This is a genomic window from Lutibacter sp. HS1-25, from assembly GCF_004121075.1.
GTDB lineage: Bacteria > Bacteroidota > Bacteroidia > Flavobacteriales > Flavobacteriaceae > Lutibacter.
The window spans coordinates 12,275-38,020 of record NZ_RHLN01000017.1 but is presented as its reverse complement, the minus strand read 5'-3'; the positions used below and the strand labels follow the sequence as shown (position 1 = coordinate 38,020).

General features: G+C 29.9%; 21 protein-coding genes. 7 read left to right on the top strand and 14 right to left on the bottom strand.

From position 1 onward, the window contains the following. Positions 1–79: 79 nt before the first annotated feature. Both murB and EC396_RS07990 read right to left on the bottom strand, forming a co-directional pair. The gene (murB, locus tag EC396_RS07995; RefSeq protein ID WP_129366187.1) at positions 80–1,081 is read right to left on the bottom strand and encodes a UDP-N-acetylmuramate dehydrogenase; all 1,002 of its coding nucleotides are present in this window, start codon (positions 1,079–1,081) and stop codon (positions 80–82) included. Then, positions 1,082–2,281, bottom strand: coding sequence for a pyridoxal phosphate-dependent aminotransferase (locus tag EC396_RS07990; protein ID WP_129366186.1), 1,200 nt, complete (start codon positions 2,279–2,281; stop codon positions 1,082–1,084). A gap of 229 nt (positions 2,282–2,510) precedes the next feature. Between EC396_RS07990 and EC396_RS07985 the strand changes: the two genes are divergently transcribed. After that, entirely contained in the window at positions 2,511–3,788 is a 1,278-nt protein-coding gene (locus tag EC396_RS07985; RefSeq protein WP_129366185.1) for a retropepsin-like aspartic protease, read from the top strand. Positions 3,789–3,820: 32 nt separating this feature from the next. Here the strand turns inward: EC396_RS07985 and EC396_RS07980 are convergent, their stop codons facing one another. Then, positions 3,821–4,270, bottom strand: a complete 450-nt coding sequence (locus tag EC396_RS07980; RefSeq protein ID WP_129366184.1) for a DUF1573 domain-containing protein — start codon at positions 4,268–4,270, stop codon at positions 3,821–3,823. A gap of 112 nt (positions 4,271–4,382) precedes the next feature. Here EC396_RS07980 and EC396_RS07975 point away from each other — a divergent pair, with 112 nt between their 5' ends. Then, on the top strand, positions 4,383–7,013 hold the full coding sequence (locus tag EC396_RS07975; RefSeq protein WP_129366183.1) for a valine--tRNA ligase: 2,631 nt from the start codon (positions 4,383–4,385) through the stop codon (positions 7,011–7,013). A 9-nt stretch (positions 7,014–7,022) separates the two neighbouring features. Here EC396_RS07975 and EC396_RS07970 read toward each other — a convergent pair whose 3' ends face one another. The 8 genes from EC396_RS07970 to EC396_RS07935 form a co-directional block, all read right to left on the bottom strand. Further along, positions 7,023–7,733: a DUF4369 domain-containing protein gene (locus EC396_RS07970; protein ID WP_129366182.1), complete on the bottom strand. Its 711-nt coding sequence runs from the start codon at positions 7,731–7,733 to the stop codon at positions 7,023–7,025. Between the two features lie 15 nt (positions 7,734–7,748). Beyond that, positions 7,749–8,888: a 3,4-dihydroxy-2-butanone-4-phosphate synthase gene (gene ribB / locus EC396_RS07965; protein WP_129366181.1), complete on the bottom strand. Its 1,140-nt coding sequence runs from the start codon at positions 8,886–8,888 to the stop codon at positions 7,749–7,751. Continuing rightward, positions 8,878–10,335 (bottom strand): LptF/LptG family permease, encoded by a 1,458-nt coding sequence (locus EC396_RS07960; protein WP_129366180.1) that lies wholly within the window; start codon positions 10,333–10,335, stop codon positions 8,878–8,880. Before EC396_RS07960 ends, ribB begins: the two co-directional genes overlap by 11 nt. 5 nt (positions 10,336–10,340) lie before the next feature. Continuing rightward, entirely contained in the window at positions 10,341–10,985 is a 645-nt protein-coding gene (locus EC396_RS07955) for an outer membrane lipoprotein carrier protein LolA (RefSeq protein ID WP_129366179.1), read from the bottom strand. A gap of 26 nt (positions 10,986–11,011) precedes the next feature. Next, positions 11,012–13,384: a DNA translocase FtsK gene (locus EC396_RS07950; RefSeq protein WP_129366178.1), complete on the bottom strand. Its 2,373-nt coding sequence runs from the start codon at positions 13,382–13,384 to the stop codon at positions 11,012–11,014. 52 nt (positions 13,385–13,436) lie between these two features. Beyond that, positions 13,437–13,805 (bottom strand): diacylglycerol kinase, encoded by a 369-nt coding sequence (locus tag EC396_RS07945; RefSeq protein ID WP_129366177.1) that lies wholly within the window; start codon positions 13,803–13,805, stop codon positions 13,437–13,439. A 3-nt stretch (positions 13,806–13,808) separates the two neighbouring features. Next, entirely contained in the window at positions 13,809–14,306 is a 498-nt protein-coding gene (gene tpx, locus EC396_RS07940; protein ID WP_129366176.1) for a thiol peroxidase, read from the bottom strand. 90 nt (positions 14,307–14,396) lie between these two features. Beyond that, positions 14,397–15,029 carry a peroxiredoxin gene (locus EC396_RS07935; protein ID WP_129366175.1) on the bottom strand — a complete coding sequence of 211 codons (633 nt, stop codon included), beginning with the start codon at positions 15,027–15,029 and terminating at the stop codon, positions 14,397–14,399. A gap of 474 nt (positions 15,030–15,503) precedes the next feature. Here EC396_RS07935 and EC396_RS07930 point away from each other — a divergent pair, with 474 nt between their 5' ends. From EC396_RS07930 to EC396_RS07920, 3 genes are read left to right on the top strand one after another with little or no spacing between them, the layout of a single operon-like run. Then, positions 15,504–16,862 carry an MATE family efflux transporter gene (locus EC396_RS07930; protein ID WP_129366174.1) on the top strand — a complete coding sequence of 453 codons (1,359 nt, stop codon included), beginning with the start codon at positions 15,504–15,506 and terminating at the stop codon, positions 16,860–16,862. Further along, positions 16,849–17,079 (top strand): hypothetical protein, encoded by a 231-nt coding sequence (locus EC396_RS07925; protein ID WP_129366173.1) that lies wholly within the window; start codon positions 16,849–16,851, stop codon positions 17,077–17,079. The genes EC396_RS07930 and EC396_RS07925 overlap by 14 nt, the downstream gene beginning before the upstream one ends. A gap of 46 nt (positions 17,080–17,125) precedes the next feature. Continuing rightward, on the top strand, positions 17,126–17,704 hold the full coding sequence (locus EC396_RS07920) for a pentapeptide repeat-containing protein (RefSeq protein ID WP_129366172.1): 579 nt from the start codon (positions 17,126–17,128) through the stop codon (positions 17,702–17,704). 27 nt (positions 17,705–17,731) lie between these two features. Here the strand turns inward: EC396_RS07920 and EC396_RS07915 are convergent, their stop codons facing one another. Next, a complete protein-coding gene (locus EC396_RS07915) occupies positions 17,732–19,936 on the bottom strand; it encodes a DNA mismatch repair protein MutS (protein WP_129366171.1) in 2,205 nt (734 codons plus the stop codon). A 57-nt stretch (positions 19,937–19,993) separates the two neighbouring features. Here EC396_RS07915 and EC396_RS07910 point away from each other — a divergent pair, with 57 nt between their 5' ends. After that, positions 19,994–20,659, top strand: coding sequence for a uracil-DNA glycosylase (locus EC396_RS07910; protein ID WP_129366170.1), 666 nt, complete (start codon positions 19,994–19,996; stop codon positions 20,657–20,659). A gap of 60 nt (positions 20,660–20,719) precedes the next feature. Further along, on the top strand, positions 20,720–21,451 hold the full coding sequence (locus EC396_RS07905) for a DNA-binding protein (protein WP_129366169.1): 732 nt from the start codon (positions 20,720–20,722) through the stop codon (positions 21,449–21,451). 118 nt (positions 21,452–21,569) lie between these two features. On the opposite strand, the gene EC396_RS07900 is transcribed toward EC396_RS07905, so the two are convergent. Together EC396_RS07900 and EC396_RS07895 are read right to left on the bottom strand one after the other, a co-directional pair. Next, a complete protein-coding gene (locus EC396_RS07900) occupies positions 21,570–22,304 on the bottom strand; it encodes a zinc-dependent peptidase (RefSeq protein ID WP_240665661.1) in 735 nt (244 codons plus the stop codon). A 94-nt stretch (positions 22,305–22,398) separates the two neighbouring features. Next, positions 22,399–25,641 (bottom strand): T9SS type B sorting domain-containing protein, encoded by a 3,243-nt coding sequence (locus EC396_RS07895; RefSeq protein WP_129366168.1) that lies wholly within the window; start codon positions 25,639–25,641, stop codon positions 22,399–22,401. Between the last annotated feature and the right edge of the window lie 105 nt (positions 25,642–25,746).

Below are 25,746 nucleotides of genomic sequence, written 5' to 3'. Positions count from 1 at the left end.
ATGTTTTGTCTTAGTAGTGAAATTTTTATTAACCGATTGCTGACCGTGGTTTTAGCATAAGGTTTAGACAATTGTTTTATTAAATGATATTCACTTCAATTTCAAGTAAAATATTGTAAGTTTCAAGTATTTTTTGTTGAATTTTTTGTGCAAGTTCAAGAATTTCTTGTCCGCTAGCATTGCCATAATTTACCAAAACCAAAGCTTGATTTTGATGCACGCCCGCATCACCAAAACGTTGACCTTTAAAACCGCATTGCTCAATTAACCAGCCTGCAGGTATTTTAATTTCATTTTCTGAAACAATATAATGTGGTATTTCCGGGTATTTTTTTTGTAAAATTTGAAAAGAATCTAAATCAATAACAGGATTTTTAAAAAAACTACCACTATTACCAATTTCTCTAGGATCTGGTAATTTACTTTGTCTAATGGCAATAACTGCATTGGCAATTTCTTGCAAAGTAGGTTTTGAAATGTCTTTTAAAGTACTAGAAATAGCTCCGTAAGAAATATTAAAATTATGGTTCCTTTTTGTCAATTTAAAAGTAACATTTACAATAATATATTTTCCTTTCAATTCGTTTTTAAAAACCGAATTTCTATAACCAAAATCACATACTTCATTGGTAAATGTTTTGATTTTACCTGTTTCAATTTCTAAAGCTTCTAATTGATGAAAAGTATCTTTAATTTCAACACCATAAGCACCAATATTTTGAATTGGACAGGTGCCTACGTTGCCAGGTATAAGTGCTAAATTTTCTAAACCACCATAATTTTGTGAAATGCACCACATAACAAATTCGTGCCAATTTTCACCAGCTTCAGCAGTCACATAAACAACATCATTATCAGTGTCATTAACAACAATTCCTTTTAAATTAATTTGTAATACCAAATTTTCTATATCTTTGGTAAGCAGCATGTTACTTCCTCCGCTCATCAAAAAAATATTTTTTTCTTTTGAAGTAATACTTTTTAAATCGTTTAAAGAATTTATGGTAACAAAACGTTTGGCATATACATCAATGCCAAATGTATTAAAAGGTTTTAAAGATATGTTTTCTTGAATTTTCAATTATTTATTATTGTATTTTGAAAGTGCAATTTTTAAAAGCGCTACAGATCTTTTTAGATCATCTTTTTTTAGAACATACGCAACACGAACTTGATTTAGTCCAAGTCCTGGCGTTGAGTAAAAACCAGCAGCCGGAGCAACCATTACAGTTTCATTGTTATCTGAAAAATCTTCTAACAACCATTGCGAAAACTTTTCAGCATTATCAACAGGCAATTCTACAATACAGTAAAAAGCACCCATAGGTGTTGTAGCTTTTACTCCTTCAATTTTATTTAATTCTTGAATTAATAAATCTCTACGACCTTTATATTCAACAATTACTTCATCAAAATAAGATTTTGGTGTATCTAAAGCAGCTTCACTTGCTATTTGTGCATAAGTTGGTGGACTTAAACGTGCTTGTGCAAATTTTCTAGCGGTTACCATAACTTCTTTATTTCTTGAAATTAAATAACCAATACGTGCGCCGCACATACTGTAACGTTTTGAAACAGAATCTATTAATATTGCATGTTCTTCTAATCCAAAGTCTCCTAAAACAGAATGATGTTTCGCATCTTCATTATAAATAAACTCTCTGTAAACTTCGTCTGCAATTAAAAATATGTCATGTTTTTTAACCATAGAGGCTAATTGCTGTAGTTCAGCTTCTGAATAACAATAACCTGTTGGATTACCAGGGTTACATATTAAAATAGCTTTGGTTTTTGGTGTAATTAATTTTTCAAAATCTTCAACATCAGGTAAGGCAAAGTTGTTTTCAATTTTTGAAGTGATTGGAACAATTTTTACACTTAATGATGATGAAAACCCATTGTAATTTGCATAAAATGGTTCAGGAATAATAATTTCATCACCTGGATCTGTAATACTTCCAAGCGAAAATAATAAAGCTTCAGAACCTCCTGTGGTTATTATAATGTCATCAGCATTTATTTTTATATTATTTTTTGCAAAATAATGATTTGCTAATTTTTCACGGTAACTTGGAGAACCGTCGGTACTACTATAAGCAAGTACTTCAATAGTATTATTTTTAACTGCCTCTAATGCACAACTAGGTGTTTTAATATCAGGTTGACCAATATTTAAATGAAAAACTTTTATACCATTTTTCTTTGCTTTTTCAGCAAATGGAACAAGTTTTCTTATAGGTGATTCGGGCATATTTTTACCCGTATTTGAAATTTTTGGCATTGTAATTTTAGTTAATTGCTTTAGTGGCGCAAAATTGCGAATTTTAATTCATAAATTTGAATAAAACCTACTATTTTCTAAAATTAAAAATAGTATAAAATATAAGAGAATTAGCGTTTTATTTTGTATTTTATAGAAAAATAAATTAATTATTTTGAATAAAAAGTATTTTTATATCGTCTTCGTAATACTTGTAATTTGTAATGTAACTGCTCAAAACAATTTTATAATGTTAGATGGAGTTAAAAAGCAAACAATTTCTTTCAAATTTTCAAGTAATTTAATTGTTTTTCCTATGGAAGTAAATGGTCGTAAATTGAATTTTATTTTAGATTCAGGTGTAGGTTCGACCTTACTATTTAATTTAAATGAACAGGATTCGGTTGTTTTAAAAAATGTTGAAAAAAAGAAATTGAAAGGTCTTGGAAGTGAAGAGTCTGTTGATGCAATTTTATCTACCGGAAATGAATTTAAACTGCCAAATATAGTTAGTAGAAATGAAAAATTGTATGTTATATCAAATGATAATTTTGATTTATCGTCAAAAATGGGCCTTACTATACATGGAATTATTGGCTATGAAATTTTAAAAGATTTTTCGGTAAAAATAAATTATAGCACCAAAAAATTAACTTTTTATAGTCCCGATAGTTATAATTATAACAATTGTAGAAAGTGTGAAACTTTTAAAATTGAGTTTAGAATGTTGAAACCTTACATTAATGTTGGGGTTAAACTTAATGAAAATTCATCTAAAATTACACCAGTTAAATTGTTAATAGATTCTGGTGGGAGTGATGCTTTGTGGTTATTTGAAAATTCTCATTCAGATATAATATCTCCAGAATACTATTTTAATGATTTTTTAGGTGAAGGATTAAGTGGTGTTGTTACAGGTAAACGCAGTAAAATTGAAAGCCTGATAATGGGTACTTTTGAGTTTAAAAACCCTACAGTTTCTTATCCAGATTCGTCATCAATAGGAAGTGCTTTGCAGTTTGAAGAAAGAAATGGAAGTATAGGAGCCGGAATTTTAAAAAGATTTACGGTATTGTTTGATTATCAAAATAATAAAATCACCTTTAAAAAAGGTTCAAGATATAAAGAACCATTTAGGTATAATATGAGTGGTATTGAGTTGGTTTATAACGGAAAAATATTGGTAAAAGAAAAAGATCAAGGCGCCATTTCATATAAAGGTGAAACACCAACTAATGGATTTAAAGTCACTTTAGACTATAATTATAAATTTATATTTAAGCCTACTTACAGGGTAGAAAATTTAAGAAAAGATTCTCCAGCTTATGAAGCAGGGGTAAGGCCAGGAGATGTTTTAATTAAAATTAATGGTAAATATACATACGATTTAAAATTAGATGAAATAGTTGCTAAATTTTATGAAAAAGAAAATACAAAAATAGAATTGGTAGTTGAAAGAGATGGAATTGACTATCAGTATAGTTTTAAATTAAGAGATGCAATAGCACAAAAAAAGGCTTCAAAATAAATTGAAGCCTTTTTTTATATCACTTAAGTTTCTTACTTTGAAGAAACGGTTGGTTTGTCTTTAGCTACTGGAGATTCAGCTTTAATAATAATACCTTTAATGCGTATTTTTTTCTGAGGCTCTGAAGCATTTGAAAAAACAGTAATTTCTTTTGAAAAACCACCAATTCTGTTGGTATCATATTTTACCTTAATCTCACCACTTTGACCTGGTAAAACAGGCGCTTCAGGTTTTTCAGGTACTGTACAACCACAACTAGATTGTACTCTTTCAATTGTAATAGGTGATTTTCCAGTGTTTTTAAACTTAAAAACACGAACTCCATCAGCACCTTGATCGATCTTTCCGTAATCAATAACGTCAGATTCAAATTCAATTACAGGAGCATTTGGGTCTACAGCAACTTCTGCTGGTTTTACTTCTTGTGCTTTTACTGAAAATGCAACAAATCCAATAAAAAGTAATGTCAATATTTTTTTCATTATTTATATTTTTTTGATGTACAAAGTTAGTTATTTTTTTATGCTTTCAAAATATTTTGTGTTATGTGTTATAATTGTACATTTGCAAATTACTTACAAAAATTAGACCAAAATGAGTTTAGCTACAAAATACAATCCTCAGGATGTTGAAGGAAAATGGTATGATTACTGGATGAAAAATAATTATTTTCATTCTGTTCCTAATGATAAAGAACCATATACTATTGTAATACCACCACCAAACGTAACAGGTGTTTTACATATGGGGCATATGTTAAATAATACAATTCAGGATGTCTTAATTAGAAGAGCTCGTTTAAAAGGGTTCAATGCTTGTTGGGTGCCAGGAACAGACCACGCTTCAATTGCTACTGAGGCTAAAGTTGTGGCTAGATTAAAAGAACAAGGTATTAATAAGGCAGACTTAACGCGTGATGAGTTTTTAAAATACGCTTGGGAATGGACAGATGAACACGGAGGTATTATTTTAGAGCAGTTAAAAAAATTGGGTGCTTCATGCGATTGGGAACGTACTAAGTTTACAATGGATGATGATTTGAACCAGGCTGTTACAAAAGTTTTTATCGATTTGTATAAAAAAGGCTTGATTTACCGTGGTTACAGAATGGTTAACTGGGATCCTTCAGCTAAAACAACTTTGTCTGATGAAGAAGTTATTTATGAAGAAAGACAAGGTAATTTATACTATTTAAATTATAAAATTGAAGGTAGTGATGATGTGTTAACTATTGCAACTACGCGTCCTGAAACTATTTTAGGTGATTCAGCAATCTGTATAAATCCTAACGATGAGCGTTTTACACATTTAAAAGGTAAAAAAGCCATTGTGCCTATTGTTGGTAGAGTAATTCCAATTATTGAAGACGAATATGTTGATATTGAGTTTGGTACGGGTTGTTTAAAAGTAACGCCTGCACACGATCAAAACGATAAAATTTTAGGAGAAAAACACAATTTAGAAGTTATCGATATTTTTAATGATGATGCTTCTTTAAATTCTTTTGGATTGCATTATGAAGGAAAAGATCGTTTTGTAGTTAGAAAAGAAATTACCAAAGAATTAGACAAATTAGGTTATTTGGTAAAGGTTGAACAACATATGCATAAAGTTGGAACTTCTGAAAGAACTAAAGAAGTAATTGAACCTAAAATCTCTGCGCAATGGTTTTTAAAAATGGATACCATTGTTGAACCTGCTTTAAAAGCAGTTTTAGAAGATGAAGAAATTAAGTTTTTTCCAAAGCATTATAACAGTACTTACAAGCATTGGTTAGAAAATATTAGAGATTGGAATATTTCTCGTCAGTTATGGTGGGGACATCAAATTCCGGCTTATTTTTATGGTGATGGTGTAGAAGATTTTGTGATTGCTGAGTCTATTGAAGAAGCATTGGAATTGGCAAAAGAAAAAACAAATAACCAACAATTAACAAGTGCTGATTTAACACAAGATCCAGATGCTTTAGATACTTGGTTCTCTTCGTGGTTGTGGCCAATATCAGTTTTTGATGGTATCCGTTATCCAGATAATGATGAGATTAACTACTATTATCCAACAAACGATTTAGTTACAGGACCCGATATTATTTTCTTTTGGGTAGCTCGTATGATTTTTGCAGGTTACGAATTTAGAAATGAAAAACCTTTTACCAATGTATATTTTACAGGAATTGTACGTGATGAAAAAGGTAGAAAAATGTCTAAACAATTAGGAAATTCACCAGATCCAATTGGCTTGATTGAAAAATATGGTGCAGATGGTGTTCGTGTGGGAATGTTGTTGTGTTCTGCTGCTGGTAACGATTTGTTGTTTGATGAAGATTTATGTGCACAAGGGCGTAATTTTTCTAATAAAATATGGAACTCTTTCCGTTTGATAAAAGGGTGGGAAGTTTCTGAAACTATTGAGCAGCCACAGTCGTCTAAAATTGCCATAGATTGGTATCAGGCTAAGTTTCAACAAACATTGTTAGACTTAGAGAAGTCTTTTGAGCAATACAGAGTTAGTGAGGCTTTAATGAGCATTTACAAATTAATTTGGGACGATTTTTCATCTTGGTTTTTAGAAATGGTAAAACCAGCTTATCAACAACCAATTGATGCCAAAACACTAAAATCAGTAATTTCATTTTTAGAAGATAATTTAAAAGTGTTACATCCGTATATGCCATTTTTATCTGAAGAAATTTGGCAAAATATTTCAGAAAGAACTCCTGAAGAAGCCTTGATAATTGCATCATATCCAAAATTTATTGATGTAAATGAAAATTTAATTCAAGAGTTTAAAATTGCTTCTGAAGTTATTTCTGGAATTAGAACTGTTAGAAAAGATAAAAACATTGCATTTAAAAACGAAATTGAGTTTTCGATTTTAAATAACGACCAAGTAAGTTCAAATTTTGATTCGGTAATTCAAAAATTAGGAAACATTTCTACTATTAATTATGTTCAAGAAAAAGTAGAAAGTGCCATTAGTTTTAGAGTAAAATCTAACGAGTATTTTATTCCAATGGGTGATGCTATTGATGTTGAAGCTGAAAAAGTAAAATTATTAGAAGAGTTAAAATACAATGAAGGATTTTTATTATCTGTTCAAAAGAAATTAGGTAATGAAAGATTTGTATCTAATGCACCAGAGCAGGTAATTAACCTTGAACGTCAAAAAGAAGCTGATGCATTGGCTAAAATTGAAACTATAAAAGCAAGTTTAGCAAGTTTGTAAAATAAGGTGTTAATTTTCTAGATTTAGCGCAATAATTTGCGCGTCTGGAGATTTTTTAACATTTTCAGAAAGCAAATTATAATATTTTTTAATTCGTATAGTGTCTGTTGGTATAAGCTTTAATTGATCTCGTAATACCATTGCAGACACATACGAATTTTTGTTTTCAAGAATAAAGTTGTAACTATAGTCTCTGTATTCGTTTTCAATTGTTCTTAGTTTTTCTCCAATTTCAGACAATTTTTTAGCATCATTTTGTAACCTTGCTTTTTGAAATGCAGGAAACAATAAATCTAACTTATGAAATATATTTTTTGAATTTTGTTTGTATTCATTCAATAAATTATTTAAAGGAGAATTTGTAATAATAGGCTCTTGAGTATTTTTTGGGTCGATTTCAATTTCAAAATGGGTATTTTCAACAATTATTATTGTTGAAACTGAATAGTTTTCAAAAGTTAATAAAAAACGTTCAGGAAAAATTACAGCTCCATTAAATACAAATTCATTGTTTTTAATAAGAGCTGAATCTATGGGTGTAATTGAATTCTCAATTATTTTATTTAAGTATATTTTATCAGACAAATAGCTTGTCAGTTTTCCTTTTAAAACAAAATCAGCCTTTGTAGGTTGTTGTTGTTTTTCAATTTTTTTTGTTGAAGTAGTGCAACTACAAATAATAATGAGGCTACAAAAACAGCATATTATTAATTTGTTCATCGCAAAAAATAAGATTTAATAATTTACATATTCAATTATTTCCAGGCCGTAACCAGTCATACCAACACGTTTTCTGTATGTTGTTGCATTAGAAAGCACTTTTAATTTTGTAATTCCTAATTCGTGTAAAATTTGAGCACCAATACCAAAATCTTTTTCATCCATTTTTAAATTAGGAGTATAGCTTTCGTTTTTAGCCTGACTTTTTTGCAAAATTTCTAAACGTGCTAACAAATTAAATGATTGATTTTCTTGATTGATAAAAACAACAGCACCTTTACCAGCATTGTTAATTGCGTCAAAAACACCTTTTAATTTATCGTCTGGATTTTTGGTTAAAGTGCCTAAAATATCATTATTAACTAAAGTAGAATTTACTTTTACAAGTATTTCTTCATCTTTATCCCATTCACCTTTAGTAAGTGCTAAATGTACTTGATTGTTGGTTGTTTGTTTATAAGCTCTTAACCTAAATTCTCCAAATCTGGTATTTATATTAAAATCTTTGGCAAGTTCAATTAAAGAATCGTGAAGCATACGATATTCAACCAAATCTTCAATTGAAACAATTTTTAATTCATGTTTTTCGGCAATTTTCACCAATTCAGGTAAACGTGCCATTGTACCATCTTCATTCATAATTTCAACAATAACACCAGCAGGGTTAAGTCCAGCTAAACGCGCTAAGTCAATTGCAGCTTCCGTATGGCCGGTTCTACGTAAAACACCACCTTCACGTGCTATTAAAGGAAAAATATGCCCAGGTCTGCTTAAATCATGAGGCTTTGTTCTTTTATCGGCCAATGCTTTTACAGTAATTGATCGGTCTTTTGCAGAAATTCCTGTAGTTACGCCAATACCATTATAATCTACAGAAACAGTAAATGCAGTACCTAGCGGATCTGTATTTACACCAACCATTAAATTTAAATCCAATTCTTTACAGCGACTTTCAGTGATAGGAGCACAAATTAATCCACGTCCTTTAGTTGCCATAAAATTGATCATTTTTGGAGTTACTTTATCTGCAGCAGCAACAAAATCGCCTTCATTTTCTCTATTTTCATCATCAACTACAATTACAATTTTACCATTTTTAATATCTTCAATGGCTTCTTTAATTGTATTTAATTTAATATCGTTTCTATTGCTCATTGTTTAAATTTATTTTTTTAGTAAATTTTCCAAAGAATTTTTTAAAGTTGTCAATCACGGCATCAATATTAAAAATTCCCATTCCTTTTGTTGCTTTATAAGTTAATAATATTCCAAAAGGTAGTAATATTAATGTAGACATCCAGCTGCCTATAATAGCCGAAATGGCACTTTCTTCAGCTAAATTTTTACTGAATTGAGAGATGAAAAAGTAAATTACAAATATAAATATTGCCAATAGCATAGGCAATCCAAAACCACCTTTTCTAATAATTGAACCCAAAGGAGCACCTATGAAAAAGAGGACTAAACAAGCCAATGAAAATGAAAATCGATAATTAAATTCGTAATCGTAAAGATTTAACAATTTACGTTGATCTTTAAACATTTTAATTTCATTATTGCTTCTTTCATAATATCTTTTTACAGTTTGAAGGGCATCATTAATTACAATATTTTGATTATTTAGATTGAAATTTTCTAATATTTCTGGAGCCAAATCTTTGTTTATTAGAGAGTCTGGATATTTATATAATTTATTGCCTTTTACATTTGAGTAAAATGATTTAGCTCTATTACCAATGTATTCATCATATGAAATTTTTTTAATTTTAGAAATAGAATCTAGTTGATGAACACTTAACATTCCGTGATGTTCTTTTACTTTTTCATCTTTTAAACTTTCACTGTCATTAAATGATGAAACATCAATATTTATAGTGTATTTTTCAAAAGTTGCATTTGATGCAGGCATTTTTTCTCTATCTTTTTGAAGCATCATTCTTTTAACGTGTTCTTCATAATAGTTACCATCTTCAAGTGTAAGTGTCATATACTTACTGCCTTCATCTGATGAAATTGTACCTTTTGCAGCTGTAATTACTTTTATTTTTCCTTTTCCGCCGTTTAAATCAGCTATTTGAACATTTTTAAGCAAATTTTTATCTTCACCATATTTTTCTTCAAACTTGATGCTAAACCCCGGAATATCTGTATTGAAAGCACCAGGAACTAAAGCTAGGGCTGGTTTTTTCATTTTCATATTTAAATACAAATTCTTTTGCTTTAAAGTAGCCCAAGGATAAATGTTATTTAGAAAAACGAAGTTTAGGCCACTTAAAAATAAGGTCAAAATAACCAATGGGCGAATCACTCTTTTTAATGATATTCCAGCAGATTTCATTGCTGCAAACTCGTAGTTTTCAGCCAAATTACCCAAAGCCATAATAGACGAAAGTAATATACCAATTGGCAAAGCGGTAGGCGTAAGCATTAATGCTAAATAGCCCAAGAACTTTAGGATAAAAACCAAATCGATACCTTTACCAGCAATTTCGTCAAAAGCCAGCCAAAGAGCTTGCATAACTAACACAAAAAGTACTACAAAAAATGTAGCCAATAAGGGTTGTATAAAGCTTTTTAAAATATATTTATCAAATATTTTCAACGCTATTATTTTGGTTCAGAAATGGTGTATTTTTTTTGTGTTTTATACTTTTGAACATCAAAAACAAATAATTTTGGAGAAATAGGTTGGTTTGTTTTAAACGATTGAACTTCAAGCGTTGTAACTGTTTTATTTTTACCAGTTTCTATAATTGTATAAATGTGTTTAGATTTTACATCTATTCCTACTTTAACACTTTCAATTTCAGAATGTGTGTCTATTGGAATAAGTTTTACATATTGTATTTTAATACCTTTAACGGTTTCTAAAGCACCCATTTTGTAAGTATATCCATTTTTATAAAATGAAAACATTTTTGAAGGTGTTAAAGTTTCTTCTGTACTTGAAGGACTTTGAATAATTACTTCTTCATCTTCATGGATAATTAAGTAAACTTTTTTACCATCAAAAATTTGTTCTGTACCCATATAATTTAAATGGTACAAATCGCCTTGTAAAGTTACATTTCCTCGTGTTTGTTGATGTACATCAGCATCTGAATTGTCTAAACGATGATTAAATTCTATTTCAATATTTTTATAAGCTTCTACTTTTGCGGCAACTTCATCTAATAATTTTTTTGCATCTGATTGACTGTATACAGTTAAGTTTACGAATGTAATAATTGCTAATACTAATAATTTTTTCATTTTTTTGAGTAATTTATAACTTTAGTTTATTCGTTATCTAATAATTTATTTAAAGACATTTCATCAGGTACAAGTACTTGTCTTGCTTTACTTCCTTCAAAAGGACCAACAATACCAGCGGCTTCTAACTGGTCAATTAATCTACCAGCACGGTTGTATCCTAATTTTAATTTTCTTTGTAATAGGGACGCAGAACCCTGTTGCGCATGAACTATTAGTAAAGCAGCATCTCTAAATAACTGATCTCTTTCGCTAATGTCAATATCAAGACTTGTGCCAACTTCGTCACTATTGTATTCTGGCAATAAATGAGCATCAGGATAAGCACGTTGTGAGCCTATAAAGTCGGTGATTTTATCAACTTCAGGCGTATCTATAAAAGCACATTGTAAACGCACAATATCACTTCCGCCAGAAAATAACATATCACCTTTTCCTATCAATTGATCTGCTCCAGATGTATCTAAAATGGTTCTAGAATCTATTTTAGATGTTACCCTAAATGCAGCTCTTGCAGGGAAATTGGCTTTTATAATACCTGTAATTACATTTACCGAAGGTCTTTGAGTTGCTACAATTAAATGAATTCCAATAGCACGCGCTAATTGTGCCAAACGGGCAATGGGCGTTTCAACTTCTTTACCAGCGGTCATAATTAAATCGGCAAACTCATCAATTACCAAAACAATGTAAGGTAAAAATTTATGTCCGTCGTTAGGATTTAATTTACGAGCTTTAAATTTAGCGTTGTACTCCTTTATGTTTCTAACCATTGCGTTTTTAAGCAAATCGTAACGGTTGTCCATTTCAATACAAAGAGAATTAAGCGTGTTAATTACTTTTGTAGTATCTGTAATAATGGCTTCGTCTGTATCAGGAAGTTTTGCTAAATAATGACGTTCAATTTTGTTGAACAATGTTAATTCAACCTTTTTAGGATCTACCAAAATAAATTTTACTTCAGCAGGATGTTTTTTATAAAGTAATGAAGTTAATACTGCATTTAAACCAACAGATTTTCCTTGACCTGTAGCACCTGCCATTAATAAGTGAGGCATTTTTGCTAAATCAACTACAAAAGTTTCGTTTGAAATTGTTTTTCCTAAAGCAATTGGTAATTCCATTTCTGAATTTTGAAATTTTGCTGAAGAAATAACCGATTTCATAGAAACCATTGTTGGTTTTTTGTTTGGTACTTCAATACCAATGGTTCCTTTTCCTGGAATTGGCGCAATAATACGAATACCCATTGCAGATAAGGATAAGGCAATATCGTCTTCTAAATTTTTAATTTTTGAAATTCTAACACCAGCTTCAGGTACAATTTCGTACAAAGTTACTGTTGGTCCAACAGTTGCTTTTATACGGTCTATACCAATATTGTAGTTGTTAAGCGTTTCAACAATTCTATTTTTGTTGGCTTCTAATTCTTCTTGATCTACCGAAATACTTTCGTTATAATCTTTTAAAAGATTTAAAGTTGGAAACTTAAAATTTCCTAATTCAAGTGTAGGGTCAAATTCACCAAAATCTTTTACCAATTGGTCAGATAAATTTTCTTCTACATGTGTTTCTTCAACAATTTCTTCAACATCAATAGCAACATCATCTTCCAGTTCTGTTTTTTCAAAAATGGTTTTTGAAATTGGTTTAGTAACAACATTTTCAGGTTCTTTTTTCTCTAAAGTTAACTCTAAAGGTTTCTCAACAACTTCATTTTTTACTAAAATTGGCTTTTCAAGAATTATCGGTTTTTCTTCCGCAGTATTTGGAACTGAAATTATTGGTGGAATTTCTTCATCAACATTTAAAGCAATTTCTTTTTTAAAATTATCAGGTGTTATTTTAAAACGCATTACCAAATATGAAATTGCTAAAAATAACAACGAAATAATTAAACCTGTTTTTCCTAAAAATTGTTGTAAATAAATATTGAGCTCGTAACCAACTACACCGCTAAGATTTGGATTTTTATGTGCTAAAAAACCAAAAGAAATTGAAAACCAAAGCATTCCTAAAATACCCCATCCCCAGTTACTTCTCATTTTTTTAAAAGTTCCTTTTAAAAAGATATAATAGCCAGAAAAAAACAGCAATATTGGAAAATAAGTAGCAACAACACCAAAGCCGTTATAGATAAATAAATTACTTAATGATGCGCCAAGTTTACCTAATAGATTTTTTACATTCACAGCTTTATCTGTAAATCTTGCAATCTGACTTTGATCTTCTTGCCAAGTAAATAGGTACGATATAAATGAAGCAAATAAAAATATAGAAAACGCCATTAAAAACAAACCAAAAATAGTTTGAGTTTGTCTACTCTCTAAAAACAGTTTTGTTTTTTGAAAGCGAGGTTTTTTAGGTGTTTTAGGTGATGTTGTTTTGTTTTTTGCCATGAATACAATTATGTCACAAAAATATAAAATTAATGCGATTGAAGATTGTTTCCTAGCAAAATTTAGGTAAGTAAATTATTAATCCTATAATTACAGCAATTATTGCAGCAAAAAAGGCAGCTCCCGCAGAAATATCTTTAATTCTGCCAATTTCTTTATGAAAATCAGGATGTACAAAATCGGCTAATTTTTCAATACCGGTGTTTAATGATTCTGCTACCAAAATCATTCCAATTGCAAATATTTGGAACATCCATTCGGTAGCAGAAAGATTCATTAAAAACCCAATTACAGTCATTATCAATCCAATAATAACTTGGGCTATAATGCTATTTTCAGAAGTAATTAAAATCCAAAAACCTTTGGCAGCGTATTTAAACGCTTTAATTCTGTTTAGAAAAAAATTACTTTCTGTATTCATTAATTAAATAGCTTTTAGTGCAGCTTCGTAATTTGGTTCGTCAACAATTTCAGGAACTTGTTCAGTATAAACTACATTTCCTTTTTCATCAATAATTACAATTGCTCTAGAGTGTAAGTTTGCCAATGGACCGTTTTCAATTGTTAAGCCGTAAGCTTTTCCAAATTTTCCTTTTGCAAAATCAGATAAAGTAATCACATTTTCTAAACCTTCAGCACCACAAAAACGAGCTTGAGCAAAAGGTAAATCTCTTGAAATACATAAAACTTTTGTATTTTCTAATTTTCCAGCTTCTTCGTTAAATTTTCTAACAGATGCAGCACAAGTACCAGTGTCTATACTTGGGAAAATATTCAAAATTACTTTTGAACCTTTAAAATCTTTTAATTTAGCAGTAGATAAATCAGCTTTTACTAAATTAAATTTTGGTGCTTTTTTACCAACTTTTGGTAATTTTCCAACTGTTTTAAAAGGGTTTCCTTTTAATGTTATTTTTGTCATAATATATTTTTTTAAGATTATCAAAGTTAGTTTAAAAAACTAAAACTCCCGAAAAATTTCGAGAGTTTTGGCAATTTAAATTAGTTAGTATTAGTTTTTTGATAAATAATCAGCAATTCCTTCGTGAGTAGCTTTTAATCCTTCTTTTTCTGAAGTCCAGTTTGCAGGACAAGCCTCTCCGTGTTCTTCGTTAAATTGTAATGCATCTACCATTCTTAAAGCTTCATCAACATTTCTACCTAAAGGTAAATCGTTTACTACTTGGTGACGTACAATTCCGTCTTTGTCAATTAAAAATAAACCACGGTAAGCAATTAATTCTCCGCTAGCTTGTAATTGATCGTTGTCATCGTAAAAATAATCTCCAGCTAAAACGTCGTAATTTTTAGAGATTGTTTTGTTTGTATCAGCAACTAAAGGATAAGTAACACCTTTAATACCACCATCATTTTTAGCCATTTGTAACCAACCCCAGTGAGATTGTTCAGTATCTGTTGATACAGCAACTACTTGTACATTTCTTTTTTCGAATGCTGCTAATTTTTCTTGAAAAGCAAATAATTCTGTTGGACATACAAATGTGAAATCTTTTGGATAAAAGAACAATACTACATATTTTTTTCCTTCAAATTGTTCTAACGAATAGTTGTCTACAAACTCCATTCCGTTTACTACTGCTTGTGCGCTAAAATTTGGTGCTTTTTTACCTACTAATACTGCCATTTTTATAAATTTTTATTGTGAATATTTATTTTTTGTGATACAAATGTAATCATTAAAACAGGTAAATATTGTTAATGTAATTCTAATATTTTATGTTGAAATAGATTTTATTTATACAAAAATATAGTTTGAAAGTTTATATGCTGAATTTTTGAAAGTTACATTACAATTTGCAAAACAAATTTTATTAAATACGAAAGGTTGTTTTATAATGCTATGTTTTTATGAAACCCGCGTTAGTGATTGCAACGGCATCCTTTTTTACCATGCAACGCAGTGAAATGGTAAAAAAGATATAGTGGAAAGCACGACCTGAAAGGGAACGCCCATATTAATATGATTTTTAAAGTAATTAACAGATGTTTTATTTTACAAATTTAACAGCTTGTTAGCTTATAGCATTCACTATTCAATTGTAACTGCAATATTCTGAATAATATTTACCGTATCTTTGCACGCTGAAAATACACAATTTTGACTTTACAAAAATACACTTCCGAATTTAAGAACAATTTAAAACTTGCGACTCCGGTAATGCTTGGGTCTTTAGGGCATATTTTGGTTGGTTTGGTTGATGATATTATGGTGGGTAGGCTAGGCGCTGTTGAATTGGCGGCTACCTCTTTGGGAAATAGTTTGTTTTTTATTGCTTTTTCTGTAGGTGTTGGATTTTCTTTTGCTATTACGCCTTTAATTGCAGAGTCTGATGGTGCAGGAGATAAGGAGAAAGGACGCAGTATTTTTCAGCACGGACTTATTTTAACTACGCTTATTGGTGTTGGAATGTTTTTGACTTTATTGTTGTTGAAACCTCTTTTATACCATTTAGATCAACCAGATGAAGTGGTAGTTTTAGCGATTCCTTATTATGAAATTGTCGCTTTTTCTATGATTCCGTTGATGATTTTTCAGGGTTTTAAGCAGTTTGCCGATGGTTTGTCGCAAACAAAATATGCAATGTGGGCTACAATTTTAACCAACGTGGTTAATGTAATATTGAATTTTGTATTGATTTATGGTTTTTGGATTTTCCCTAGATTGGAATTGGTTGGTGCTGCCATTGGTACTTTAATTTCGAGAGTTGTAATGCTTGTTTTTTTATACGTGGTTTTGGCCAGAAAAGAAAAATTTGCCATCTACATGAAACGTTTGCAATTGGCGGAAATTAAAAAAACAATTTTTAGAAAAATTATAAAATTAGGTTTTCCAACAGCTTTACAAATGTTGTTTGAAGTTGGTTTATTTACTTCGGCAGTTTTATTAGCAGGTACTTTGGGTGCTTTTCCGCAGGCAGCAAATCAAATTGCATTAAAACTTTCGTCCTCTACATTTATGGTGGCAGTTGGGCTTGGAGTTGCTGCAACTATTAGGGTTGGTAACCAAAAAGGATTGAAAAATTATGTGGAATTACGCCGAATAGCATTTTCTAATTTTTTGTTGATATTATTAATCATGACTACTTTTTCTATAGGGTTTATGATATTAAAAAACATATTGCCAACCATTTTTACAGAGAATTTAGAAGTGATAGAAATTGCTTCAAGTTTATTGCTAATTGCAGCATTGTTTCAATTGTCTGATGGTTTACAGGCTGTAATTTTAGGTGCTTTAAGAGGTTTGCAAGATGTAAATATACCATCGGTTATTACCTTTATTGCCTATTGGATTATTGGTTTTCCGCTAAGTTATTATTTGGTGCGCAATACAAATTTGGGTACTTTTGGCATTTGGATAGGTTTGCTTATATCCTTAACAAGTTCGGCAGTTATGTTGTTCTTAAGATTTAATTATTTAACAAATAAATTAATAAAACAGAAAAATGGAATTACCTAAATTTTTACTTGGAGATAATACAGATTGTGCAGATGCTATTTTTGTAATTCATACTGAGTTTCCACGATTTTTAATCAATTTAGTTGATGATGAAATTGAATGGTGGGAAGATTTTGATGGTGAAGATCAAGAAGAATTGGAAGTGCAAGTTGCTACACTAATTGAACAAGCCAGCGAGTTTTACGATCGTGAAATGGAACGCTACCAAAAAGATTAATTTATAAATTACTGATTGTCAGCTTTTTTTGACTATTTTTTGTAAAATGAAACATTTGTTTGTAGAAGAAAAAACATTTGATAGAGAAGACTTTTTGAAAAACAGACTTGAAAAAGGACAATATGAGTTGTGTACTTTTTTAAATTGTAATTTTTTAAATGCTAATTTGTCTGAAATTCAATTTATTGACTGTGAATTTTACGATTGTGATTTAAGTATGGCCAATCTTAGTCAAACAATAATTAACAATGTGTTGTTTAAAGATTGTAAAATGTTGGGTTTGCATTTTGAAAAATGTAGTGATTTTACTTTTTCTATGAAAGTTGAAAATTGCCAATTAAATGATGCTTCATTTTATCATCAAAAAATTTCAAAAACAGTGTTTACAAAATGTAAAATGCAGGAAGTAGATTTTACCGAATGTGATTTGAGTTTTTCTGTTTTTAACGACTGCGATTTGCTTAATGCCATTTTTGACAATACAAATTTAAAAGGAGCCGATTTAAGAAATTCGTTTAATTTTACGATTGATCCAGAAAAAAATCAAATTAAAGGTGCTAAATTTTCTTTACAATCTGTTAGTGGACTTTTGGCAAAATACCATATCAAAATTGATCCAAATTAATTAAAGAAATACCTTTTTTAAAATTCCCTATTTTTTTGCAGCCTGAACCAACTCTAGTTTATTTAAAGTTGTTTTGGTTGTAAAAAAACCATAGTTGATAAATGCGTTGTTTTTTTCAATTTTTTCAATCACACCGTTAGAACTGCTATCAATAATTCTAACACGATCATTTACTTTAAAAACATAGTCTGCTTTTTGTTTGGCTATTTTTTTGGCTTCTTTTTGTTTTTCTTCTCTAACTTTAACAACCTCAACAACAACTTCTTGCTCAATAACTTTTAATTTTTCTTCAATCTTTTTTTCTTCAACCTTTACTTGTTTTTTCTCAGCTTTGGTTTTAGGTTTTGGCGGATTTTTTTTCAAGTACTTGGTTTTTTCAATAGCAACCCATTTGTTAAAATCTGCTGTAAATTGTTTTTTGTTATTTGTTTGAAAGTATTTATGAACCAATTCATTTAATTTTCTTCCGTATGAAAGCATTTTTTGATTGCTATCATATAACTCCTGGAAACTTTCTAATTTGTCTTGAATTTTCTGTTGCTGTTCAGTTAAAATTTCTGATTTTTCTATAGCAATGGTTTTTTCTTTTTCTAAATCTTCTGAAGTCGATTGTAATTTGTTGCGTTCTTTTTGCAATTTAGAAATGGTTTTGTCTAAACGCACTTTTTCACCTTCAACCCGTTTTTTTGCTTTGTTGATTAAGCTAAACGGAATCCCATTTTTTTGTGCAACTTCAAAAGTAAAAGAACTACCAGCTTGTCCAATAAACAGTTTGTACAAAGGTACCAGTGTTTTTTCATCAAACTGCATATTTGCATTGGCTACGTTTTCTAATTCGCTTGCCAAAACTTTTAAATTAGAGTAGTGGGTGGTAATAATACCAAAAGCTTTTTTATAATAAAATTCTTCTAAAAATATTTCGGCCAAAGCACCGCCCAATTCAGGATCACTTCCTGTGCCAAATTCATCAATTAAAAATAAGGTATGTTCATTACAATTGCGTAAAAAGTTACGCATATTTTTTAAACGATAACTGTAAGTACTTAATTGATTTTCAATAGATTGATTGTCTCCAATGTCGGTTAAAATTGTATCGAAAATAAAAGTTTCAGAACGTTCGTGAACAGGAATCAACAAGCCACTTTGAAGCATTACTTGTAACAAACCAATGGTTTTTAAGGTAATACTTTTTCCACCAGCATTGGGTCCAGAAATAACAATAATTTGCTGTTTTTCATTTAGTTCTAAGGTTTGTGGAACCGTTTTTATATGTTGTTTTTTATTTTTTAAAACTAAAATAGGGTGGTAAGCATCTCTTAAATAAATCTTTTTTTCCGAAGTAATTTTAGGTAAACAAGCTTGTATGTTTTTAGCATATTTTGCTTTTGAACCAATAACATCTAATTTTGTTAAATAGTTTTGATATTCAATTAAATCAGACGTAAATTCTCGTAACGAATTCGACAATTCTTTTAAAATTCGAACAACTTCTTCGTGTTCATCATAGGCTAAATTTTGTAATTCTCGGTTGTATTGCAAAGTTGCTTCTGGCGCAATAAAAACAATATTTCCACTTTTAGAACTACCCAATAAACTTCCTTTTACTTTTCGTCGGTGCATTGCCTGAACAGCCAAAACACGCTGATTGTCAACAACAGATTCTCTAATATCATCTAAATAACCAGCGCTGTTGTATTGCGCTAAAGCCCTTGCAAAACTCGATCCAATTTTACCACGAATGGCATTCATTTCAGTTCTAATTTGTCTTAATAAAGGCGAGGCATTTTCATTAACTTCAGCAAAAGGGGTAATTACAGCTTGTATATTTTCTGTAATTGTTTTTTGATATTCAATTTCTTCCGAAAAATGATACAGTACAGGATAAATTGTTTTGAGTGTTTTAAAAAATTTCAACAATTCAAAAATGGTTGTTACATTGTTTAAAATTTTTAAAAACGCAGCAGGTTCTAAATAACTGTTTTCAATTTTTAATAAATGAATTTCTTTCTGAATATCATCAAAATAATGATTTGGTATGCGGTTGTCATTTAAATAAGACGATAAATATTCATTTACTTGAGCCAATTCAGCCAATAAAAGTTCTTTATTGTAAATAGGTTTAATTGCCAAAGTAGCTTGTTTGCCTAAATCAGAAATACATAATTCGCTCACCGTTTTTAAAATGGTAAAAAATTCTAAGTCAATTAATGTTTTTTCTGATATGTTACCCATAAAAAATGCTATTTTTGAAAGTTAGACAAAAGTATAAATTTAAGACGAATACCTATAATGAATGTACAAATTGATGAAAGTTGGCAAGATTTGTTGAAAAGTGAGTTTGAAAAGCCTTATTTTAAGGAACTTACCAGTTTTGTAAAGGATGAATATAGTAAGCATATTTGTTATCCGGATGCAAATCAAATATTTGAAGCCTTTAATTTATGCAAGTTTAACGATTTAAAAGTAGTTATTATTGGTCAAGATCCATATCATGGAGAAGGGCAGGCACATGGTTTGTGTTTTTCGGTAAATGATGGCATTGCGCATCCACCTTCGTTAATCAATATTTTTAAAGAAATTAAAACAGATCTAAATATTGAAATTCCTGAGAGTGGAAATTTAGAACGTTGGGCTAAACAAGGCGTATTGTTGTTAAATGCGACCCTTACGGTAAAAGCTCACGAGGCTGGTTCGCATCAAAAAATGGGGTGGGAGCAATTTACCGATGCAGTGATTTCAATAATTTCAGAAAAAAAAGAAAATGTAGTGTTTTTGTTGTGGGGTGGTTTTGCTAAAAAAAAGGGCGCAAAAATAAACAAAGCCAAACATTGCTTGTTAGAAAGTGGTCATCCTTCACCTTTAAGTGCAAATAGAGGTTATTGGTTTGGTAATAAGCATTTTAGTAAAGTAAATGAATACCTGAAAAGTAAAAATTTAGCAAGTATAAATTGGTGATTATTATCAGTTGATATGTAGTAGTTTATTCCTATTTTTACATCAAACAAATTTAATATAATGAGAAATAAAATAAAATTTTTAGTAGTAGTAGCAAGTGTATTTGTATTTTTTGGTTGTAAAGACAAGCAAGGGTATTCTAAAATGGATACAGCGCCTGTAGTTTCTGAAAATGCGACTCATAAAATTGTGGTTAATGAATTTATGGATGCAGCAGGTTATACCTATATAAATGTAAGTGAAGAAAATGAAAATTATTGGATGGCAATTCCTGCAACAAAGGTTGAAAAAGGAGCTACTTATTATTATGCCGGTGGAATGCTTATGAAAGATTTTACAAGCAAAGAATTAGATAAAACTTTCGATTTTATTACTTTTGCTGAAGGAATAAGTACTTCAGAATCAACATTGGCTAAACCAAAAGAACACGTACATACAGATGGCGATAATCATACAGCTAATGAACCAAATGTAACTGATATCAAAATTGAAAAAGCCAATGGAGGTGTTTCTGTAGGAGAATTGTATGCAAATCCAGCTTCATTTTCAACAAAAGTAGTAATTGTAAAAGGAGAAGTGGTAAAAGTTAACAATGGTATTTTAGATAAAAATTGGGTTCATATTGTTGATGGAAGCAATTTTGAAGGAAAAAATGATTTGACAATTACAACTAAAAGTACTGTAAAAGTTGGTGATGTTGTAACATTTAAAGCAAAGGTAACTTTAGATAAAGATTTTGGTGCAGGTTATGTGTATCCTTTATTATTAGAAGATGGGGAGATTGTAGAGTAAGTTAAGTGCTAATTATAATTTACTAACGATAAGTTAATTGCATTTGCTTATCATATATTTTTAGTCTGATAAAAGAATTTAGTTTTTTTATCAGACTATTTTTTTTTGATGATAGTTTTTATTTAAAAATTGGATTTAACTTGTTACGAGGATCTTGTTTTAACAAATTAGCCATACTTAAATACAATTGAGGTTCGTTGTATTCAAAATATTCAGATTGTTCAAAAAAGGCTTCAAGTGCAACTGAAAATAACTCTATAAGGTTTGTACCTGCATAATTTCTTAAAACTTTATTTTTTTTAGATTTTATTTTATAAAAATTTTCTGTGGCATGTATTTTCCAAATTTCTAAATCACTTTGGTTAAATATTTTAGAGAAGTATGATTTTTCTGCATTTTCAAAAATCAAACAATGTCCAAATTCATGAATAGATAAGTTAATTGCATCATCAGATATTTCAAAGCCTTTTTTAATTGCAGGCCAAGACATATTTACTTTTTTTGTGTACAAATTTACATCACCATCAAAAACAGCCTTGTTATTTTTATAAGAGTAAGATTTATGTGTTATAAATATATTATTAAAAGTGTTGAGTGTATTTATTTTTAATCCAAATGTAATTTGAACAAAAGCACTTGATATAATTATTTTCATGCTATTGTTTAATGAAAATTCGGGTTCCGAATTAAAATTTGTAGTCCATAAAAATATCAAGGTTCTTATTCTAAATGTGTATTTGTGATCTTCAGATAGGTTTTTATAGTACGTATTGGTTTTAAATAATACACAATGACATTCATTTTTTGTTTGTTCTTTAAAAAATGAACCAATTAGTTTGTATTTAATACTCAAATTTTGGGATTTTAAAGTTGTTAATTGTTTGAAATTAAGTTAATTAAATATTGTTTAAGGTTTTTGTTATTTCTAGTTTTTTGCATTTTATTTATCAACGTTTCAATGAAAAATGTCCCTTAAAACTTCTGCCATCTCCTAAATTGGCTGTAAACCAATAATCTGAACTTGGAAGTGGTTGTCCTTTGTAAAGACCATTCCAACCTAAGTCTTTACTAGTAAGTTCTTTTAATTGTTTGCCAAACCTATCAAATATAAATATTTTTGCATTAGGAAATTTATTTACTCCTTTAATATGCCAATAATCATTATAACCATCATTATTTGGGGTTAAAAACTTCGGATAATCAACCAGTACAACTTCTTTATTATCGGTGCCACAACCGTTTTTATCTCGCACTTGAGCATTATAAACACCACCTGATAAATGATGAAAATTGTTATTGTCTTGAAAATTAACACCATCAATTGTGTATTCAAAATCACCATCGCCAGAAGTAATTATTTCAATATAATTATCGTCTGAAATATCGTTAATTTTCACTTCATTAATTGTTGGTAACATAGAGCGAACCAACTTAAATGAAAACGAATTTTCACAGGAAATGCCATTGTTAATTTTTGTGACTTGAAGTTGATATGTTCCTGCCTTTATTAAATTGGCATCAAAAGAATTTGAAATTACAGAGCCATCATCAAAAGTCCACTTCCAAGAATCGAAATTTGAATTTTCGGTAATATATAATGAAGGTTCCAAATCACATAAAAAATATTCTTTTTCCAAATTAATTTTAGGTAACTCATTTACAATCAGGTCAAAACTTGTTTCGGAATAACACAATGAATTTAATTTGTTTTCAACTTTAACCTTAATAGTTTGTGACCAACTTGTTGTATTTTTATAAGTGCTAGGTAAGGGGCTTGGTAGTTGATTTCCATTTTCATCAACATAAAAAATAAGTAAGCCTGTTTGATTTCCTATTAATTGATTTTCTATTGTTGATGTATCAAAACTTCCAATTCCGTTACCTTCATCACAAGTATATAATGTTGTTGGTTTGTTAATTTTAGGTTTTGTGGAAGTGATTAAATTTAAGTTAGTCTCAGCATAACAACTGGTTTGTGTATTTGTAACTCTTACAGTTATGGTTTCTTTATTTGCAATGGTGTTTGTATACGGATTTGGTAATGGGCTTGATAATTGATTTCCCTTACTATCAAAATAACTAACTTCCATTCCTGTTTGATTTCCTAACGCAGAAGTTTCAATGGTTGAAGTATCAAAATATGCTGAAATCCCATCGTTGTTATCATCACAGCCAATTAAATCATTTAAAGTATTTGCAATTGGTAAAGAAGATACAATAAGTTTAAAAGTAGTTTCTATATCACAATTGGTATCAAGGTTCAGAACTTTTACTGTAATTGCTTCTTCATTTTCAACAACATTCATAACGGCATCAAGATTTGTTATTTCATTACCATCTTCGTGATAAAATTTAACATCTAAATACGAGCTATTAACTTGTAAGTCATTTTTTAATTGTGTGAGATTAAATGTTGCATACCCGTCTGTACCATTACCACAATTTACCAAATCTTGCACTGCACTCAGATTTGGTAAAGGATTTGTTTTAAGATTGAATGAAGTTTCAGAATAACAACAAGGTCTGTCTTCGTAAGAAAGTTGAATGGTTATAATTTCACTAAATGGGATGGTGTTTGAAATTGAATTTGGCAATGGACTTGGTAATTCTTTTCCATTTCCATCAAAATAATGAACTAGAATATTAGCTCTACCATTAACAATTAAGTTGTGTATAGTTGAAGTGTCAAAAGTAGATGAAATACCTGTAGCAAAATTATCTTCACAGGCATAAACATCATCTATTTGATAAGCAAAAGGAGCTTCTAAAACATCAATTGTTTCATCTAGCGTATACACATTTCCATCAGTACTCGTTATATTTGCTGATATTGTATATGCTCCATTTGATGAAAAATCGTGCTTTGGATTTAAAGCTGAAGAAAAATTCTCTACACCAGACAAGGGATCGCCAAAATTCCAACTTATTGATACTACTTCTGAAGGATTTGTAACGCTAAACCCTTTGAAAAAATCAGAACAGTTATTTGTTATGTCCATACTAAAAGGAATGGATACATCTCTACTTGTACCAATGGCTTTTATATAATAATTGATTGCTGGGCTCCCCATTTGCTCTGTTGATTTATACTCTCTAAACGGTGTGCAACCTCCAGCTTCAGATTTTACCCAAGACAAACCTCTACTTTGTTCAGTTCCTGCAATAAAGGCTAGAGAAGAATAACCCGGTCTAGGTAGGTTATATACTTCAACCAGTATCATTTCTATATTTTCCGGAACGACTACTGGTGTTTCAAAATCGACATTAAATATTCGAGGTATAACAGGTGTGCTAAAGTATGGTATATCAACAATTTGACTGCTTCCAATTAAATCAGCATCAGATAAAGAATTAGGGAAGTTGGGATCAATTTTATAAATATTGAATTGAATTTTAGTGTCCTGACCTACACTTGAAAATGCAACTTGTCCTCTATCTATAACAAACTCTTCGTTTGCTGATACTCCAAAATCTTTCAAAACAAAAGTTCGGGCAAACTTTAACCCTCCTCCAGAACAAGCGTATTGTTGTGTTTTTATTATATTATCACAATAATTATGACTTAAAATAGTGGTGGCACCAGCATTTGATATATTAAATTTATTTCCTGTAATATTTATATAAAAATTTGCATCTGGAATAGGAATGTCTAAGTCTGTAGTTGATATATGTGTATAATATTTTCTACATCCTTTATACCAAGAAATATCTGTATCTTCTTTTGTTCCAGCTATTATTACTTCAGCTGAATTAGGATTATAAAAATCTACTTGTTTTACAACTTCGACCAAAATTCTTTCAACATTGGCAGGGACAACAATAGGTGTACTCAGTTTAATTTCAATAATTTGAGGAGTATCTATTTGAGGTAATAACATATAGCCTCCACTACCTAAAAGAACAGGTTTTGAATTAGGGAAATCTGAATCAATATTAAAAATATTAATCCCCACATAGGCTGCATTATCTGATTTACTAATTCCAACTTGTCCTGAGTGAATAATAAATTGTTCACTAGTTGTTATACCAAAATCTGAAAGTTTAAAAACTTTAGACCAACTTTCATCTTCTACACAACCAGGCATTCCTGTTTCTATTAGGGTTTCTCCAATATTGTTGGTTAATTTAATTTGTGCATTTAAATGATGAAAAGATATGATAAGTAGGAGTAGGGTTGCTTTTTTTAACATAATAATGGGGTATAGCTTTCCTTAATCCTGTACAAATGTTTTTTAGCTTATGATAACATTGCACAAAAAAAAAGGCTTTACTACAAAGTAAAACCTTTTTTATAA